The following is a 14,588-nucleotide window of genomic DNA, read 5'->3' as shown; positions in this document are numbered from 1 at the left end:
GGTTACGCAGGGGACCCCCGCCCAGACGGTTCTGTATACCGTATGCGGGCGGAGGTCCACACCTGCCGACGTCAATCGGCCGCCAGGCGCCAGAGCGACGTGATCTCGGCGGTGCGGGCGGAGTGGAGGGGATCAGCGGTGTCCCTCGCTCGTGGATGCCGCGGCCCGGTGTCGATCCTGTCCACCACGCGCAGGCCCGCCGTCTCCATGGCTGCCGGCAGTTCGCGGCGCGTCCTGAGTCCGAGGCGCTCCGCCAAGTCCGACAGGACGAGCCATCCCTCACCGCCCGGTTCGAGGTGGGCGGTGAGTCCGTCGAGGAAACTCCGGAGCATGCTGCCGCCCGGGTCGTAGACGCCCTGCTCCACGGCGGAGGTGGGCCGGGCCGGAACCCAGGGCGGGTTGCAGACGACGAGGTCCGCGCGCCCGTCGGGGAAGAGGCCGGGGCCCACCACGTCGATGCGCCCGCCGAGGCGCAGTCGGCGGACGTTGTCGCGTGCGCAGACCAGAGCACGCGGACTGATGTCGGTGGCCAGGACCCGGTCGACCCCCCGGCGGGCCAGGACGGCTGCGAGCACTCCCGTTCCCGTCCCGAGGTCGAACGCGGTACGGCGACCCGCGCCGTGGTCCGCCGGCACCGGGAGCGGTGCCCGCGCGACCAGGTCGACGTACTCGCCCCTGGCCGGGGAGAACACGCCGTAATGCGGGTGGATGCGGGCGCCGAGGGCCGGTACCTCCACCCCCTTCGTGCGCCACTGATGCGCTCCGATCACCCCCAGCAGTTCCGTGAGGGAGACCACCGTCGGCTCGGCCGGCGGACCGTACGCCTCGGTGCAGGCCAGGCGCACATCGGGGGCTCTGCGCAGGTCCAGGGAGTGGTCCTCGTCCAGCAGAACGAGGAGCCTGCCCAGCACGCGGGCACGATGGCCGCGGGCCCTGCGGTACAGGTGGAAGGACTCTGCCGGGCCGGCCCCTCGCCGGGGAGGTTTCCGGTCGACGCGGCGGCCCATCGCCCGCAGCAGCTGACGAGCGTTGTGGAAGTCACCCCGCCACAGCAGGGCGGTTCCTTCGCAGGCCAGACGGTGGGCGGTGTCGGCCTTCATACGGTCGTCCGCGACGGCGACCCGGCCGGGAGGCGGGGTCGCGTTCTCGGAATGCCAAGTGGCGGAACGGGGGGTGTTGCTCTCGGTCCAGTGGATCGTGGACACGACGTACTCCTCGTGATCGAACGTGCGGGGCACGAAGAGCACTTCGACGAGGAGCGGGAGAACGGCCCGTGCTACGGCACGGGCACGAGTGTCGGGGCAGGCAGGGCTACCGCTCCCGCGTCGAAGCGCGAGAGGAGAAGTCGCCGAGAACCATGCCGAGCCCCATGACCAGCCCTTTCAGAGGTGACGTAACAGCCTCGCACAGTCCGGCGGTTGCTTTCCATTCATCAAGAACCTAGAACCTCGAAGCACTAGGATGCTTCCTAGGTACCCTAGGTTTCTGTCCGTGGAGGTCCCATGGCCCGCGCAGGACTCACCGCCGACCGCCTCACCGTGGCCGCCGCCGACCTCGCCGACGAGGTCGGCTTCGAGAACGTCAGCCTCTCCGCCCTGGCCCGCCGCTTCGGCGTGAAGGACGCGAGCCTGTACTCGCACGTCGAAAACCTTCAGGACCTGCGCACCCGCGTCGCGCTGCTCGCCGGGGCCGAGCTGATCGACCGGATCGCCGTGGCCGTGGCGGGGCGGTCGGGGAAGGACGCGCTCGCCGCCTTCGCCGGGTCCTACCGGGAGTACGCGCTGGAGCGGCCGGGCCGCTACGCGGCCACCCAGATCCGCGTCGACCAGTCCCTCGTCGCCGACTCCCCCGCCCTGCGCCGCACCGCCGAGATCACGTACGGCATGCTCCGCGCCTACGGCCTGGAAGAACCCGATCTCACCGACGCCGTACGCCTGTTGCGCTCCACCTTCCACGGCTACTGCGCCCTGGAGTCCACCGGCGGCTTCGGCGCCCCCCGCGCCGTACAGGCCTCCTGGGACAAGGCGATCGACGCCCTGCACGTACTGCTCGAACACTGGCCCCGTGAGGAGAGCGAGAGTGATGACTGACCTGTTCGCTGACGTGTACGGCCGCCGAGCGGCTCACCCAGACGCCGGCGTATCGAGGCGACTGAGCGCCACGACTTCGCCGTACGACGGGGCCGTGCCCTGCGGTGAACGGCCCGCCGCGATCTCCGCGACCGTCTCCAGGGCCGCGCCCAGCGCCCGCCGGTACAGCAGCGAGCCGAGGCTGACGCGGCGTACGCCGAGGTCGGCAAGGTGGGGGACGGTCGGGCCGGTGGGTGAGTAGAGGATGTTGAGGGGTACGTCGAGGTGGCGGACCAGGGCGGAGATGCGGGGCGGGTCGGTCAGGCCCGGGACGAACACCCCGTCGGCGCCCGCCTGTTGGTAGGCGTCCAGGCGGGCCCTCGTAGCTTCGGCGTCCCCGTCACCGAGCCAGTACGTGTCGGTGCGGGCGTTGACGAAGAGGTCCGGGGCCGCCGACTTGACCGCGGCGATCTTCGCGGCATGCAGGGGTGCGGGGCCGAGACGGTCCTCCAGGTTGATGCCGACGGCTCCGACGGCCGACAGCTCGCGGGCGAACTCCCCCACCTCGTCCGGATCTTCGCTGAAGCCGTCCTCCGCATCGACGGAGAGGAGGAACGGCTCCGTGCCGAGCGTGAGGGCGAGCCGCAGGGTCTCGTCGCGGACCGCCGACGCCCCGTCGGGCAACCCGGCCCCCGCGGCGACGCCGAGGCTCGTCGTGCCGATGGCCCGGAATCCATTGGCCGCGAGGGCCGTCGCGGAGGCGTGGTCCCAGGCGTTGGGGAGGAGGAGCAGCGGCCGGTCGGCACGGTGAAGCTCGGCGAAGGCGAGGGCGAGTGCGGTCATGTCCGGAACGGTACGGGCGGGTCGGTTCGGCGCCGGCCGAACCGTTCCGGTCCCGATCCCGGTCCCGATCCCGGTCCCTGCGGATCGCCTGTCTCATCTACTGAGCACCACACCATCAGTGCATCTGTTCGACCATCCGGCGCATCACATCGACGGGCAGCGCGGGATTCCGGGCGGCCGTCTCGGCGGCGCCGCTGTCCCGCAGCAGCCGGGTCAGGACACGCACCGGCAGGTTGGGGTGGCGAGCGGCCGTGTGCCGTACGTGCTCGTGCGGGTCTTCGAGCAGCCGTGCGGCGGCCGCGGCCGACAACCGTGGGTCGGCCGCGGCATCGCGGCGCACTTCCTCGCTCACGTCCCGGCTGAGCCGCTCCACCAGCTCGGGCGTCGACTCCGGATCGTCCAGGGCCAGCCTGCGCAGGCGCGGGTTCGGGTCGTCGGCGTACCGCAGAAGACCGCTGCGGGGGAAGTTGGGGTGACCGCGCGGGCGGTCGGGGGTGCTGAGGCTGCCGGTCCACCACTGCCACACGTTCAGGAGCATCTCGGCGGGTGCGTCGTCGCAGGATTCGGCGAGGAAGAGCTGTACGACGCGGTCCTCGTCCCGGGCGAGGCGTTCGACGACGTCCGGCGGCAGGTGCGGGGCCCGGGCGACGCTTCGGCGCACCAGGGGGTGGCAGGAGGCGGCCAGGCGGCGCATGGTGTCGGTGTCGTGGTGGAGGGCCACGATCCAGTCGAGAGCGTAGTAGTGGCCGCCCGGATCGAAGTCGATGCTGATGCCTGCGCGCTGCTCCTCGGTGATGTCGGGCCGTATGGACACCACGAAGCGGACATCCGCGTCGGGGTCTTCGCCGAGAAGGGCGGCCAGGTCCGGGGCCAGGCGCGGGTTGCCGGCGAGGGAACGGCGTACGCTCGGCTCGCCGTGCCGTGCCAGGTGTTCGGCGAGGTCGCGCTCCAGGCGGCAGGTCTCCAGCGCGTCGGTCTTGAGGTCGCCGGCTTCGAAGACCGACAGGGGCAGCGGGTGCTCCTGGTGATGCAGCAGCAGGGCGGCCCTGCGCACCTTGCCCGCGGGATCGGCCAGGAGCGCCTTGCGCCCCGGGGCGTCCAGATGCGGCCAGGCCGCCGGGCAGGCAACGAACCGCACACCGGGGTCGGGGTCGGCGGCCAGAGCGACCGACAGGAACGCGGGCAGGCCCTTGAGGCGGGCGGCCTCGGAGCGGACGCGCGGGGACGGATCGGCGGCGAGCCTCCGGCAGGTGTCCTCGGTGAGCTCGGCCCAACGGTCCGCGGCCAGCATCGTGAGGATCCAGCGGTGACGCTCGTCCTGCTCACCGAGGATCACGCGGGCCCACTGCTCGGGCGTGATGTTCGGCTGGACCTCGGCCGCCCGCGCCCGGAACTTCCAGTCGGGGTGGGCCAGGACCGCGTCCACGACCGCCGTCGGCATGGACCTGTGCATGGCGTAGTGCGACCTGTCCAACAGTCGGGTGCGCAGATCGTCCGGGGTGACCGGGTTGAGCGAGAGTCCGCGCGCCCACGCGTCCAGCAGCTTCTCGCTGGGCCCCGGCCCCTGGAACAACCGCGCCCAGGAGTCCGCCCTTTCCTGCGGTGTCTCGCGGGCGGCGGCCTGCGCCGCCGCCTCCTGCCGCCCACTGATCCGGTCCTCGGCGATCAGCCAGACGTCGTACTCCTCGGTCGTGGCCGCCAGCAAGGTCTCCCCGTCCATGGCCAGCGTGAGGAACTCCGGCTGGCCGGGCCGATCGCCGAGCACCCCGGCGAGATCCCACTCCGCGGTGAGCCGGACCCGGGTCCACAAGCCGCCCGCGGCGCCCGTCCAGGCAGCGGCGACGGAGATCAGGAACACCCCGTCCCCGTCGAGGATCCCGGCCTCGGACGCCAGCCGGTGCCACTGCCGGTTGAGCTCGGCGACCAGGTCGGGCCGGTCCGACCGGACGGTCACGGTCGGCTCGGCCTGGAACCCGATGACACGGCGCCACGCGAACCAGGGCGGCAGCACCTCCTCGACCCGCCAGTCCCCCACGATCTCCAGCCCGGCGCGGCGCAGCAGTTCCGCCAGTTGGTCTCTCCCACCCGTCATGGGGGTCATCCTGCCCGACGGGGGCTTCCCAAGAAGGTGACACGTGCCGGGTCGGTCGAAGTAGGCCAGCACGTCAGCGGCGCGCTGTTTCAGTGTTCTGCCGAGTCGACTCAGTTCGGGCAGTCCGGCCAGGACGCCGTGGCTGATCGACTTGATGACGGCGGCGAGTTCGGTCTTGCCGGCGCCATGATCAAGCTCGGCCGGCGTTAACAACGCTCGTGATCAATACACCTAGGGCGCAACCGCTGATGATCGTCCGGTGGCGTTTGGTTGATCAAGAGCGGTCGTGGAGCGTGACCTGGTAGCCGTCGGGGTCGGCGAAGGTGAAGGTCCGGCCGAAGGGGCCGTCGATCGGTGCGGAGGCGATGGTGTGACCGTCGGCGACGAGCGCGTCGTGGATGGCCTGGACCTCGGTGGCGTGGAGCCAGATCGCGGCACCGATGCCGGGCTGAGCGACAGATGCGAGGTCGGTGCCGGGAATGACGTCGCGGAGTGCGACGCGAATACTGACATGAGTCAAGAAGGTGTCGGCGTCGACCTGGAGACGTCACTGGGCTACCTGCTCAAGGAAGCGTCGAGCGCCCTGCGCGCGGCCATGGAGGAAGTGCTGCGGCCGCTCGGGATGAGCGTGACGCACTACTCCTGCCTTGAGCTGCTGGCGCAACGACCGGGCTTGTCGAACTCCGAGCTCGCGCGGGGCGCGTTCGTGACACGGCAGACGATGAACGTGCTGCTCCAGGCCCTGGAGCGAGACGGCTACGTGACCAGGCCTGCGGAGGCACCCGTCGGGAAGGTGCTTCCCACACGGCTCACGCCTCGCGGCCGACGAAGCCTCGAGAAGGCGAGCGCAGCCGTCCGGTCCGTCGAGGCCAGAATGCTGGCCGGCCTGACCGAGACCGAGCAGTCAGACGCGTTCCGGATCCTGCAGAGCATGATCCATTCCCTGCGCGGTGACAACGAGGGTACATAGCTCGTTCCGCGGCGCACGTCCCGTCGCGCTCGGACAGGAGTGCAGCCGAGCCTGGAATCCGTGTCGGCGACCTCGAAAACCGACAGACCCCGACTACACCCTCTACTGCGATGAGCCTTCTCGGCGGTGCGGGATGACCAGGCCGGTGCCCCGGTAGCCGCCGTCCGCGATGACCGTGGTGTGGCCGACGGCGTCTTTCACTCCGGACAGTTCCCATGCCTTGCAGTCGTGTGGTCGCGCGTGGGGAGGAGGGTGCCGTCCACGATCAGCACGGTGTCCTGGCGGAACCGCTTGCGCTGCTGGAGTGCGTGCGTGGGTCCGAGGTGGTCGATGATGCGGTCGGCCGCATTGGACACCCCGAATAGCGGGGCCAGCGTAGAAATCCCTTTGCCGGGATTCGCCGCGTGACTCCAGACTGAGGGCATGCTTGGGTTCATCAGCACCGACGACGAAGCCCTCGTTTCATGCTTGGGCGATCCTCAGCGCACCGTTGCGGCATACCGCGAGCTGCTGCGACGCGGCGAGAACGCACTGAGCGCCATCCGCGCCGGCCTGCGCGAGGCGGATCCGGCCGTCCGTGAGGGCTGCTGCCGCCTTCTCGATCACCTGGTCGACACCGAGTCGATGGGCGAACTCATCCGCATGGCCGACGACCCCGACGCCCGTGTCAGGATCGCCGCATTCCATGCTCTGGCCTGTGACCGGTGCAAGAGCGACACCTGCGCACCGGGCCCGGACCGGGTCCTCGAACCCGCGCTGCACCACCTGATCTCAGACCCCGACCCGCACGTCCGGGCAATGGCTGCCGAACTCGTCGGCAAGTTCGCCCACTCCGATGCACGCGCCATTGCAGCCTTGAAGGCGTCTCACGTCAACGACCCGAGCCCCGCAGTGCGGAAGAAAGCGGGTTGGTTCATACCCGGCGGGACCATATACGAACGGACCCTTCCACCCGCGACCAGATAACGGGACAGCCACGCCGACTGCGGGACGCACGCCCGACTGTCTGCACGCGGCCACCCTCTATCCCGAGGAGGGTGTGGCGGAGTATGTGCGCACGGCGGTCGAGGCGGGGGCTCGGGTCTTCAAGTCCTATGTGCAGGTGGGGGCGTACGACCCGGCTCACGAGCTGCTCGATCCCGTGTGGGGGATGCTGGCGGAGGCGGGAGTTCCCGTGGTCATGCACTGCGGCTCGGGTCCCGCACCCGGCAAACACACCGGGCCGGAGCCGGTGAGGCGGCTCCTCGCCCGGCATCCGCGCCTGCCGCTGGTCGTGGCGCACATGGGGATGCCGGAGTACACCGACTTCCTTGACCTGGCCGAGCGGTACGACCAGGTGCGCCTGGACACGACCATGGTGTTCACGGATTTCAGCGAGCGCTTCACCCCTTTCCCCGCGACCGAACTCGGTCGGCTCGCCGACCTCGGCGACCGGATTCTGCTCGGGTCCGACTTCCCCAACATCCCTTATCCGTACGTCCATCAGCTCGAGGCCCTTGAACGGCTCGGACTGGGTGATGAGTGGTTGCGCCGGGTTTGTTACGAGAACGGGGCACGGCTCTTCGGGCTGTAGGCACCGCCGCGACGACGCCCTCGCCGGTCAGGACGCGGGGTGCTGCGGGGCGGGCGGAGGAGGCGGTGGCACGCGCCTGCGTTCGATCCTGGACCAGCCCTCGGTGGTCACGCGGTAGTGGTCCCCGTCGTCGGCGTCCATCCGCGAGTGGCCGTGCACATGCAGGACGTCCTCCTCAAGGCCGTAGGTCCCAAGGCGGTAGGTGAAGCCGCCCATCATGCCGACCACCCGGAAAAAGGCCTCCACGGCCGGTCCCTCCGTCAGGGGAGACAGCGGCGGCAGCAGGTGCTCGATCTCCTCGAAGCAGCGGCCGGTTCTCTCCCGCAGCAGCGAATGGAAGTGGTGCTCCAGCACATCCGGAGGGGAGGGGAGCTGCCGCACCACGACCGGCTCCAGAAGCTCCAGCAGATGCGTGTGCCCCTGCTCCCGCGCGACGTCCACGGCGCGCCGTCCGTCCCGGGTGCGCTGCGTGCGCCAGGCGCCATGTGCGATCAGCCGGGAGACGACGGCGAAGTCCGCGCCGTGCCAGGCCGCCTGATGCAGCGGGGCGAAGCCGCTGCGATTCCCTGGCCGGGGGAGATTGACCCGCTCAGGATGTCTCCCCAACTCCTCGAACAGACCGTCCCAGTCGGCGTCCCGGGCCGTGTCCGCGAACCGGTCCCGCTTCTCCCGGTACCAGTCGCCGAAGCGGTCCCGGTCGGTGAGGGCGTCCCATTCCATACTGATCACGCGGACACGGTAACCGAGGCGCCCGGGAGGTGGAGTCCTGCCAGGTGGGGAGGGCATCCCGCCGCGTCAGGCTGCCCTCGTACGAGGGGCTGCACGAGCCTCGTACGAGCGGCTGCGCGAGGTCCTAGGAGACGACGACCGCTCCGTCCGCCGCCCGGACCCGCACCTCGGGTCCCCCGCTCCAGCGGACATGGATCTCATCCGCCCCCTCCACCCGCACAATGGCCGTCTCCTCCAGCGGAACCGGGTCCGGCTCGGCGGTGAGGCGGGCCAGCGCTACGAAGAGGGTGTCGCCGTCGCCCGTGACGCCCGTGAGGTCGTCGCTCAGGCCGTGGACGGGCAGCAGTTCCGCCCGCAGGCCGTCCCCCGCCGCCCACCCGGTGACCCGCACCGGCGTTCCCGGCTCCGCGCCCGTCACCAGATGAGCCCGCACCTCCGTCGCCCCGTGCGCGAGTACCACGCTGGTCACCCGCGCTCCCCCGCCCGCCTCGTGCCGCGAGGCCACCCACCCGTCGCCGACACCCAGCGGTTCGATGCCTGTGCGGCTCGGATCGCCGCCGACGATCACGCTGTTGTCGGACGAGGCCGACGAGGCAGATGAGGCAGGTGAGGCAGGTGAGGTGGATGAAACCGACGAGGCGGGCGATGCCGAAGGCTCCGTCACCGTCGAGTACGCGAGCCGCGTGTAGTACGGGTCGTAGCGGACATCCTCGCTGCCGTGGTTGTGCAGGCGGACCACGCCGTCCGAACTCGTCGACTGGAGCAGCCAGTTGGGTGCGGGGAGCGGCGTCACCGCGTCCGTGCGTTCGGCCGGGCCCGGTTCCTCCGGGGCCGTCCAGACCTCGTGGTCCGGTGGGAGCAGCAGGCCCAGGAAGCCCTTGCTCGCCCAGTACGGCGACGCCGGTCCCGAATAGCCTTGCAGGACTGCCGCGTTGGGGCCGTGCCAGCCGAGGGTGAGCAGGCCGTGCTCGTCGACCGCGCCCCGGTCGAGGAAGTACTTCAGTGCGCCGGAGGCCAGGCGCCGCGTCTGCCCCGGCGGCAGCGGCGTACGGCCTGTCAGGGCTCCGAGCCACAGCGGGACCGTCGTCGCGAAGCGGTACGTCAGAGAGCGCCCCTGGTGCATGGGGGCGCCGTCGCCGCCGAACAGGCGGGCGTAGTCGGTGAGGTGGGTCTCCAGCCGGCCACCGTATACATTCAGCAGTCGACTGTCATCCGCCAACCATGCCTGCAACACCGGATACAGGTGCATCGCCCAGCCGTTGTAGTAGTCGAACTTGCGGCCGTCGCCGTCCGTGTACCAGCCGTCGCCGACGTACCACTCCTCGATGCGCTCCAGGCCCCGGTCGATCGCCTTGCGGGACGCCTCGGGTTCATACCCGACCGACAGCAGGAAACCGCCGACCGTGACCGGGAACAACTCCCAGTTGCAGGGCCAGGCCTCGGCCGTCAGGGCGTCGCCGAGCCAGGCCGCCGCCCGCTGCCGTACATCCTCGTCCAGGCGGTCCCACAGCAGCGGACGTGTCAGGCGCAGCGCGAGGGCGATCGACGCCGCCTCGACCAGCGGCTGGCTGCGGTCCTCGATGCGGGGCCAGACGCCCGAGACGCCGGCGGCGAGTCCGTCGGCGTACCGCTCGAGCGCCGTCTCGTCGCGGCGGAAGGCCGCCAGCAGCAGCGTACGGGCGTAGCCCTCCAGGCCGTCGGAGAGCCGGCCGGACCAGCTCTCGCGGTCGCCGGGGAAGTGGTAGAGGGCGCGGTCCTCGGTGGCGTACGGCTCCACGGCGGCCAGTAGGGCGTCGGCGGCCGCCTCCCAGTGGGCGCGGGTGTAGCCGGTGTGCGGGCTGAGGGTGCGGTCGTCGGGGGGCAGGTGCATGGCTCTCTTTCCGGCTCGGACGGTTCAGACCTGGGGCGCCCCGGTTCCGGTCGGAGCGCCCCAGGCGTTCATCCCACCCTGACCTGGCCCTGCGGCACCAGGTGCTGGGCGACGAGTTCGTCGCGGACCAGGTTCGCGTAGACCGTGGCCCCGTGGGTGGAGGTGTGGGTGTTGTCCCGTTTCTCGTTGTAGAGGTACAGCGCCTTGGAGGCCTCGACGCCCAGGGACTCCACGACCGCCTTCGTCTTTGCCGTCAGGTCGATCAGCGGCACGTCCTCTGCGGCGGCGACCGAGCGGATGACGGCCGGGTGGTCGACGCCGAGGCCGTTGACGAGGAGCGCGGTGTTGTTGTTCAAGGTGCCGTCGGAGTTGAACCAGCGTCGCACGATCGGGGTGACGAGGACCGGCTTTCCGCCCTTCTCGCGCACGCCCGCCACCAGGCTCTCCAGATTCGCCCGGTAAGTCGCCTCGTCCGTCGTCTTGTCGTTGTGGGCGAGTTGAACGAGGACCAGGTCGCCACGGCGGATCTGCGGCTGGACCGTGGCCCACAGTCGCGTGTCGGACAGATACGAGACGGTGCTCTCGCCCGAGTCGGCGTAGTTGGCGACGGACACGCCCTTGCGCAGGTACTGGGGCAGTTGCTGGCCCCAGCCGGAGTACGGGTCGCCGGGCTGGTCACAGACCGTGGAGTCGCCGACGAGGAAGATCTGGCGGGCGTGCCGGGCGGGGGTGACCTTGATGTCGGCGAGCGCGGGGGCCCGGCCGCCCAGCACGAGGTCCAGGCCAGGGGTGCCCTCGGGGCCGGTCGGCTCGCCCTCGGGCGTGCGGACGTTGACGGTGAAGCTGCGGGCGACCCGCTCGCCGGCGGGGACCGGCGTCTCGGGGAGCAGCGCGCGCCGGGTCTCACCACCGATGCTCGTGCTCGACTCGGCGTCGCCGCCGAGGAGGACCTTCACGTCGTACGTGCCGGGCACGACGTCGAAGTGGCAGGCGTTGGCGGTGCAGTTCTCGATCCCGAGCGGTTTCCGGTCATGGGCCTGGGCCTGGGCCGGTACGGCGGTCAGGCCGGCGCTCAGGGTCAGCGCCGCCAGTACGGCGAGGTTGAAACGTCTCATTCGGCTCCTCCGACACTCCTGCGACAGGGCGACAAGGGTTGGCCGCTGGACGGTACCGCTGTTGGCAAGCGCTTTCTAGACCTTGGAGCAGATTCGCAAGATTGCCAACTTCGGACGCGCGAAAGCCCTTTCGCGAAATCGATTCAACTGTCACTCTGCCAACCACCACACCAGCACCCCACCCCCCACACCTCTCCTCCCTCCCCAAGGAGGCACCCCATGTCCGGATCCGCGAACAGGCCGGTGCGTCGCCGCACCTTCGTACTCGGCACCGCGGCGGCCGCCGGTTCGGCCGCCCTCGCCGGGCCACTCGCGCAGAGCGCGTCCGCCGCGAGCTTCGGGTATACCGACGACGGTTCGCAGTACATCGTCGACACCGGCGCCAACCTCGTCTTCAAGGTCAGCAAGACCAACGGCGACCTGACCTCGCTGGTCTACCGGGGCGTGGAGTACCAGGGCTACGGCGGCATGAACTCGCACATCGAGTCCGGCCTCGGCACCTCCACCGTGAGCATCAAGCAGTCCGGTTCGACGATCCTGATCTCCGTCGCGTACGGCACGCTGAAGCACTACTACGCGGCCCGCAGCGGCGAGAACAACGTCTACCTCTGGACGAACAAGGCCGACACGTCCGTCTCCGCGACCCGCTACATCGTGCGGGTGAAGAAGGGCCTGTTCCTCAACGACGAGCCCGACTCCCACACGTACACGAACAGCACCATCGAGGCCTCGGACGTGTTCGCGAAGTCCGACGGCCAGACCCGCTCGAAGCACTTCTCGAAGCTGCGGGTGATGGACTACGACTACATCGGCTGGAGCGGCGGCGGCGTCGGGCTGTGGATGGTGCGCAGCAACCACGAGAAGGCCTCCGGCGGCCCCTTCTACCGCTCTCTCCTGCGCCACCAGAGTGCGGACGGCGGCGGCCTGTACGAGATCCTGTACTACGGACAGAACCAGACCGAGGCCCAGCGTTTCGGCCTCCAGGGCCCGTACGTCATCGCCTTCACGGACGGCGGCGCCCCCTCCTCGTCGCTGTTCCCGGGCACCCTGACCACCTCGTGGGCGGACTCGCTCGGCCTCTCCGGATACGTCGGCGCGAGCGGCCGGGGCCGGGTGGCGGGCGTCGGCATCACGGGCCGGAACACCGCGCTCCCGTACACCGTCGGGCTCGCCAACTCGGCCGCGCAGTACTGGGGCTCGGCGCGAGCGTCCGACGGCTACTTCTCGATCGGCGGGGTGCTGCCGGGGACGTACACGCTGACTGTCTACAAGAGCGAGTTGGCCGTATACAGCACACAGGTGACCGTATCCGCGGGCGCGACGACCACACTCAACTCGATCGCCATCCCCTCCTCGAACGACCCGAGCAACGCGAGCGCGATCTGGCGGATCAACGACTGGAACGGCACGCCGAGCGGCTTCAAGAACGCCGACCTGATGACGTACGCGCACCCGTCGGACGTCCGGGCGGCCGGCTGGACCGGCAACGTGGTGATCGGCAGCGGCAGCGAGACCTCGGGGTTCCCCTGCTACCTGTGGAAGGACGTCAACAGCGGTCTGCTCGTGTACTTCAAGCTGACCGCCGCCCAGGCCGCCGCCGCGCACACCCTGCGCATCGGCGTGACGACGGCCTACGCCAACGGCCGCCCGCAGGTCACCGTCAACGACACCTGGACGTCGGCCATCCCCTCGCCGCCCACCCAGCCGAACACCCGGTCGCTGACCAACGGCTCGTACCGGGGCAACAACCACACGTTCACGTACAACGTCCCGGCGTCCGCGTGGAAGACGGACACCAGTCAGTACAACGTGCTCAGGATCGACGTGGTGAGCGGTTCGGGGACGACCGGCTTCCTCAGTGCGGGAACCTCTGTCGACGCGATCGACCTGCTGGCCTGATGACCTGATCACGTGTCATGTGCCGCGTGTCCACTGCTGGTTGGTCGCTCCGTTGCAGGTGTACGTGATGATCGCGGCGGAGTTGGCGGTGGACGCGCCGTTCACGTCCAGGCACTCTCCGGTCGCCCGGGACTTGATGTTCACGTAGGAGCCCGTGGTGGTCACCGACCACTGCTGGTTGGTGGCGGAGGCACTGCAGTTCTCCTGGGTGACCGTGTCGGCGTTCTCCCGCAGGCACAGGGAACTGCCCCGGACCATCAGCTGGTAGTAGCCGCTGCCGACGGACTTGAACCAGTACTTCTGGTTGTTGCCGCCGTTGCAGTCGTACTGCTTGATCTGCGCGCCCTGCCACAGCGACTGGCTCGTCACGTCCGCACACCTGCCGCTGTGCCGGGCGATCAGGGTGTTGTAGGTGGCGCTCGTGCCGCTGATCGTCCCGGCGGCCGTGTCGATGGTGACCTCCGGCGACCAGGACATGGACATCGTGGTCGAGTTCGAGAAGGTCAACGGCAGCCACACGTACCGCGAGTCGTTGACGGTCCCGCCGAAGGAGTTGCCCCAGCGGTCGCCCATGTAGAGGTACGAGGTGCCCGAACTGCCCTGCACGGGAAGGACGTACATGGTCTGCGAACCGTAGGTCGTCGAGTCGCCGACGTTCTTCATCGCCGACCAGGGACCGGCGAGGTTCGTGGCCGTGGCGTACTGCTGCTGGTTGGGGTTCCAGCCGGTCGCGCCCGAGGTCAGCATGAAGTAGACCCCGCCCCGCTTGAACAGCGCCGGGGCCTCGCGATGGCCGCCCGGCCAGGGGTTGGCGACCAGGCTCGCGATGCCGGTGTAATCGGCGGTGAGCCGGTAGATGTGCAGGTCGTAGTTCTCGCGGGCGGCGGAGATCATGTAGCCGGCGCCGTCGGTGTCGACGTAGACCGTGATGTCACGGGACATGTGCTGGCCGAGCGGGCGGAAGCTGCCCCGGTAGGTGTAGTTGCCGTCGACCGTGTCGGAGACGGCCACGGCGGCCCGGGCCTCGCTGTAGTCGGTGCCGTTCTCCTTGTGCATCCACATCACGAACTTGCCGGTGGAGGCGTTGTACATGACCTTGGGGCGCTCGATGTTGGCGGTGGCCAGCTCGGGGGCGCTCGACTCGGTCAGGACGTGGTTGCGGAACTCCCAGTTCTTCAGGTCGGTGGAACGGTAGGCGTCCACGTACCGGAAGGTGTTGTCGGCGTTGCGGTGCTCGCCGAACCAGTAGTAGTAGGTGCCGACCTTGATGACACCGCCGCCGTGGGCGTGCACGGGGTTGCCCGACGTGTCCGTGAACTGTGTGCCGTTGGTGATCGTCTGGGGTGCGGCCTGGGCGGGTCCGGCGGTGGCCAGGGCGCCGAGCAACGCCAGGCAGAGGGCGAGGAGGATGGCGTAGGCACGTCTCAT

11 protein-coding genes and 3 pseudogenes are annotated in these 14,588 nt (G+C 69.9%); 5 read left to right on the top strand and 9 right to left on the bottom strand.

All coding sequences use genetic code 11. The features are described 5' to 3' along the window. Positions 1-71: 71 nt before the first annotated feature. Positions 72-1,205 (bottom strand): class I SAM-dependent methyltransferase, encoded by a 1,134-nt coding sequence (locus Q4V64_RS40985; protein WP_124438343.1) that lies wholly within the window; start codon positions 1,203-1,205, stop codon positions 72-74. A gap of 297 nt (positions 1,206-1,502) precedes the next feature. On the opposite strand from Q4V64_RS40985, the gene Q4V64_RS40980 reads away from it, so the two are divergent. Next, positions 1,503-2,090 (top strand): TetR/AcrR family transcriptional regulator, encoded by a 588-nt coding sequence (locus Q4V64_RS40980; protein ID WP_124438344.1) that lies wholly within the window; start codon positions 1,503-1,505, stop codon positions 2,088-2,090. A gap of 33 nt (positions 2,091-2,123) precedes the next feature. On the opposite strand, the gene Q4V64_RS40975 is transcribed toward Q4V64_RS40980, so the two are convergent. The 3 genes and pseudogenes from Q4V64_RS40975 to Q4V64_RS40965 all read right to left on the bottom strand — a co-directional run. Continuing rightward, positions 2,124-2,912: an isocitrate lyase/phosphoenolpyruvate mutase family protein gene (locus Q4V64_RS40975; protein WP_124438345.1), complete on the bottom strand. Its 789-nt coding sequence runs from the start codon at positions 2,910-2,912 to the stop codon at positions 2,124-2,126. A 115-nt stretch (positions 2,913-3,027) separates the two neighbouring features. Continuing rightward, positions 3,028-5,004 carry a PE-PGRS family protein gene (locus Q4V64_RS40970; RefSeq protein ID WP_124438346.1) on the bottom strand — a complete coding sequence of 659 codons (1,977 nt, stop codon included), beginning with the start codon at positions 5,002-5,004 and terminating at the stop codon, positions 3,028-3,030. 274 nt (positions 5,005-5,278) lie between these two features. After that, positions 5,279-5,500, bottom strand: a pseudogene (locus Q4V64_RS40965) (VOC family protein); the annotation flags it as partial. Positions 5,501-5,515: 15 nt separating this feature from the next. On the opposite strand from Q4V64_RS40965, the gene Q4V64_RS40960 reads away from it, so the two are divergent. Beyond that, a complete protein-coding gene (locus Q4V64_RS40960) occupies positions 5,516-5,974 on the top strand; it encodes a MarR family transcriptional regulator (protein WP_124438347.1) in 459 nt (152 codons plus the stop codon). A gap of 117 nt (positions 5,975-6,091) precedes the next feature. On the opposite strand, the pseudogene Q4V64_RS40955 reads toward Q4V64_RS40960, so the two are convergent. Continuing rightward, positions 6,092-6,348 (bottom strand): annotated as a pseudogene (locus tag Q4V64_RS40955) (IS5/IS1182 family transposase); the annotation flags it as partial. Positions 6,349-6,397: 49 nt separating this feature from the next. Between Q4V64_RS40955 and Q4V64_RS40950 the strand changes: the two are divergent. Then, on the top strand, positions 6,398-6,940 hold the full coding sequence (locus Q4V64_RS40950) for a HEAT repeat domain-containing protein (RefSeq protein WP_124438348.1): 543 nt from the start codon (positions 6,398-6,400) through the stop codon (positions 6,938-6,940). Positions 6,941-6,959: 19 nt separating this feature from the next. After that, positions 6,960-7,547, top strand: a pseudogene (locus Q4V64_RS40945) (amidohydrolase family protein); the annotation flags it as partial. Between the two features lie 27 nt (positions 7,548-7,574). Here Q4V64_RS40945 and Q4V64_RS40940 read toward each other — a convergent pair. The 3 genes from Q4V64_RS40940 to Q4V64_RS40930 all read right to left on the bottom strand — a co-directional run bounded on the left by Q4V64_RS40940 (position 7,575) and on the right by Q4V64_RS40930 (position 11,261). Further along, positions 7,575-8,267: an ankyrin repeat domain-containing protein gene (locus Q4V64_RS40940; RefSeq protein WP_124438360.1), complete on the bottom strand. Its 693-nt coding sequence runs from the start codon at positions 8,265-8,267 to the stop codon at positions 7,575-7,577. A gap of 133 nt (positions 8,268-8,400) precedes the next feature. Beyond that, entirely contained in the window at positions 8,401-10,146 is a 1,746-nt protein-coding gene (locus Q4V64_RS40935; protein WP_124438349.1) for a DUF2264 domain-containing protein, read from the bottom strand. Between the two features lie 68 nt (positions 10,147-10,214). After that, the gene (locus tag Q4V64_RS40930; RefSeq protein WP_124438350.1) at positions 10,215-11,261 is read right to left on the bottom strand and encodes a rhamnogalacturonan acetylesterase; all 1,047 of its coding nucleotides are present in this window, start codon (positions 11,259-11,261) and stop codon (positions 10,215-10,217) included. A gap of 219 nt (positions 11,262-11,480) precedes the next feature. On the opposite strand from Q4V64_RS40930, the gene Q4V64_RS40925 reads away from it, so the two are divergent. Then, the gene (locus Q4V64_RS40925; protein WP_124438351.1) at positions 11,481-13,160 is read left to right on the top strand and encodes a rhamnogalacturonan lyase B N-terminal domain-containing protein; all 1,680 of its coding nucleotides are present in this window, start codon (positions 11,481-11,483) and stop codon (positions 13,158-13,160) included. Positions 13,161-13,175: 15 nt separating this feature from the next. Here the strand turns inward: Q4V64_RS40925 and Q4V64_RS40920 are convergent, their stop codons facing one another. Then, the gene (locus Q4V64_RS40920; protein ID WP_124438352.1) at positions 13,176-14,588 is read right to left on the bottom strand and encodes an RICIN domain-containing protein; all 1,413 of its coding nucleotides are present in this window, start codon (positions 14,586-14,588) and stop codon (positions 13,176-13,178) included.

Source organism: Streptomyces sp. NL15-2K (assembly GCF_030551255.1).
In the GTDB taxonomy this organism is placed as follows: Bacteria; Actinomycetota; Actinomycetes; order Streptomycetales; family Streptomycetaceae; genus Streptomyces.
This window is presented reverse-complemented; position numbering and strand designations above follow the sequence as displayed.

Bases quoted from the DNA above. Each gene is read 5' to 3' on its own strand.
- Q4V64_RS40970 (WP_124438346.1), bottom strand. From the start codon at position 5,004: ATGACGGGTGGGAGAGACCAACTGGCGGAACTGCTGCGCCGCGCCGGG.
- Q4V64_RS40930 (WP_124438350.1), bottom strand. From the start codon at position 11,261: ATGAGACGTTTCAACCTCGCCGTACTGGCGGCGCTGACCCTGAGCGCC.
- Q4V64_RS40940 (WP_124438360.1), bottom strand. From the start codon at position 8,267: ATGGAATGGGACGCCCTCACCGACCGGGACCGCTTCGGCGACTGGTAC.
- Q4V64_RS40960 (WP_124438347.1), top strand. From the start codon at position 5,516: ATGAGTCAAGAAGGTGTCGGCGTCGACCTGGAGACGTCACTGGGCTAC.
- Q4V64_RS40975 (WP_124438345.1), bottom strand. From the start codon at position 2,912: ATGACCGCACTCGCCCTCGCCTTCGCCGAGCTTCACCGTGCCGACCGG.
- Q4V64_RS40925 (WP_124438351.1), top strand. From the start codon at position 11,481: ATGTCCGGATCCGCGAACAGGCCGGTGCGTCGCCGCACCTTCGTACTC.
- Q4V64_RS40920 (WP_124438352.1), bottom strand. From the start codon at position 14,588: ATGAGACGTGCCTACGCCATCCTCCTCGCCCTCTGCCTGGCGTTGCTC.
- Q4V64_RS40950 (WP_124438348.1), top strand. From the start codon at position 6,398: ATGCTTGGGTTCATCAGCACCGACGACGAAGCCCTCGTTTCATGCTTG.
- Q4V64_RS40935 (WP_124438349.1), bottom strand. From the start codon at position 10,146: ATGCACCTGCCCCCCGACGACCGCACCCTCAGCCCGCACACCGGCTAC.
- Q4V64_RS40980 (WP_124438344.1), top strand. From the start codon at position 1,503: ATGGCCCGCGCAGGACTCACCGCCGACCGCCTCACCGTGGCCGCCGCC.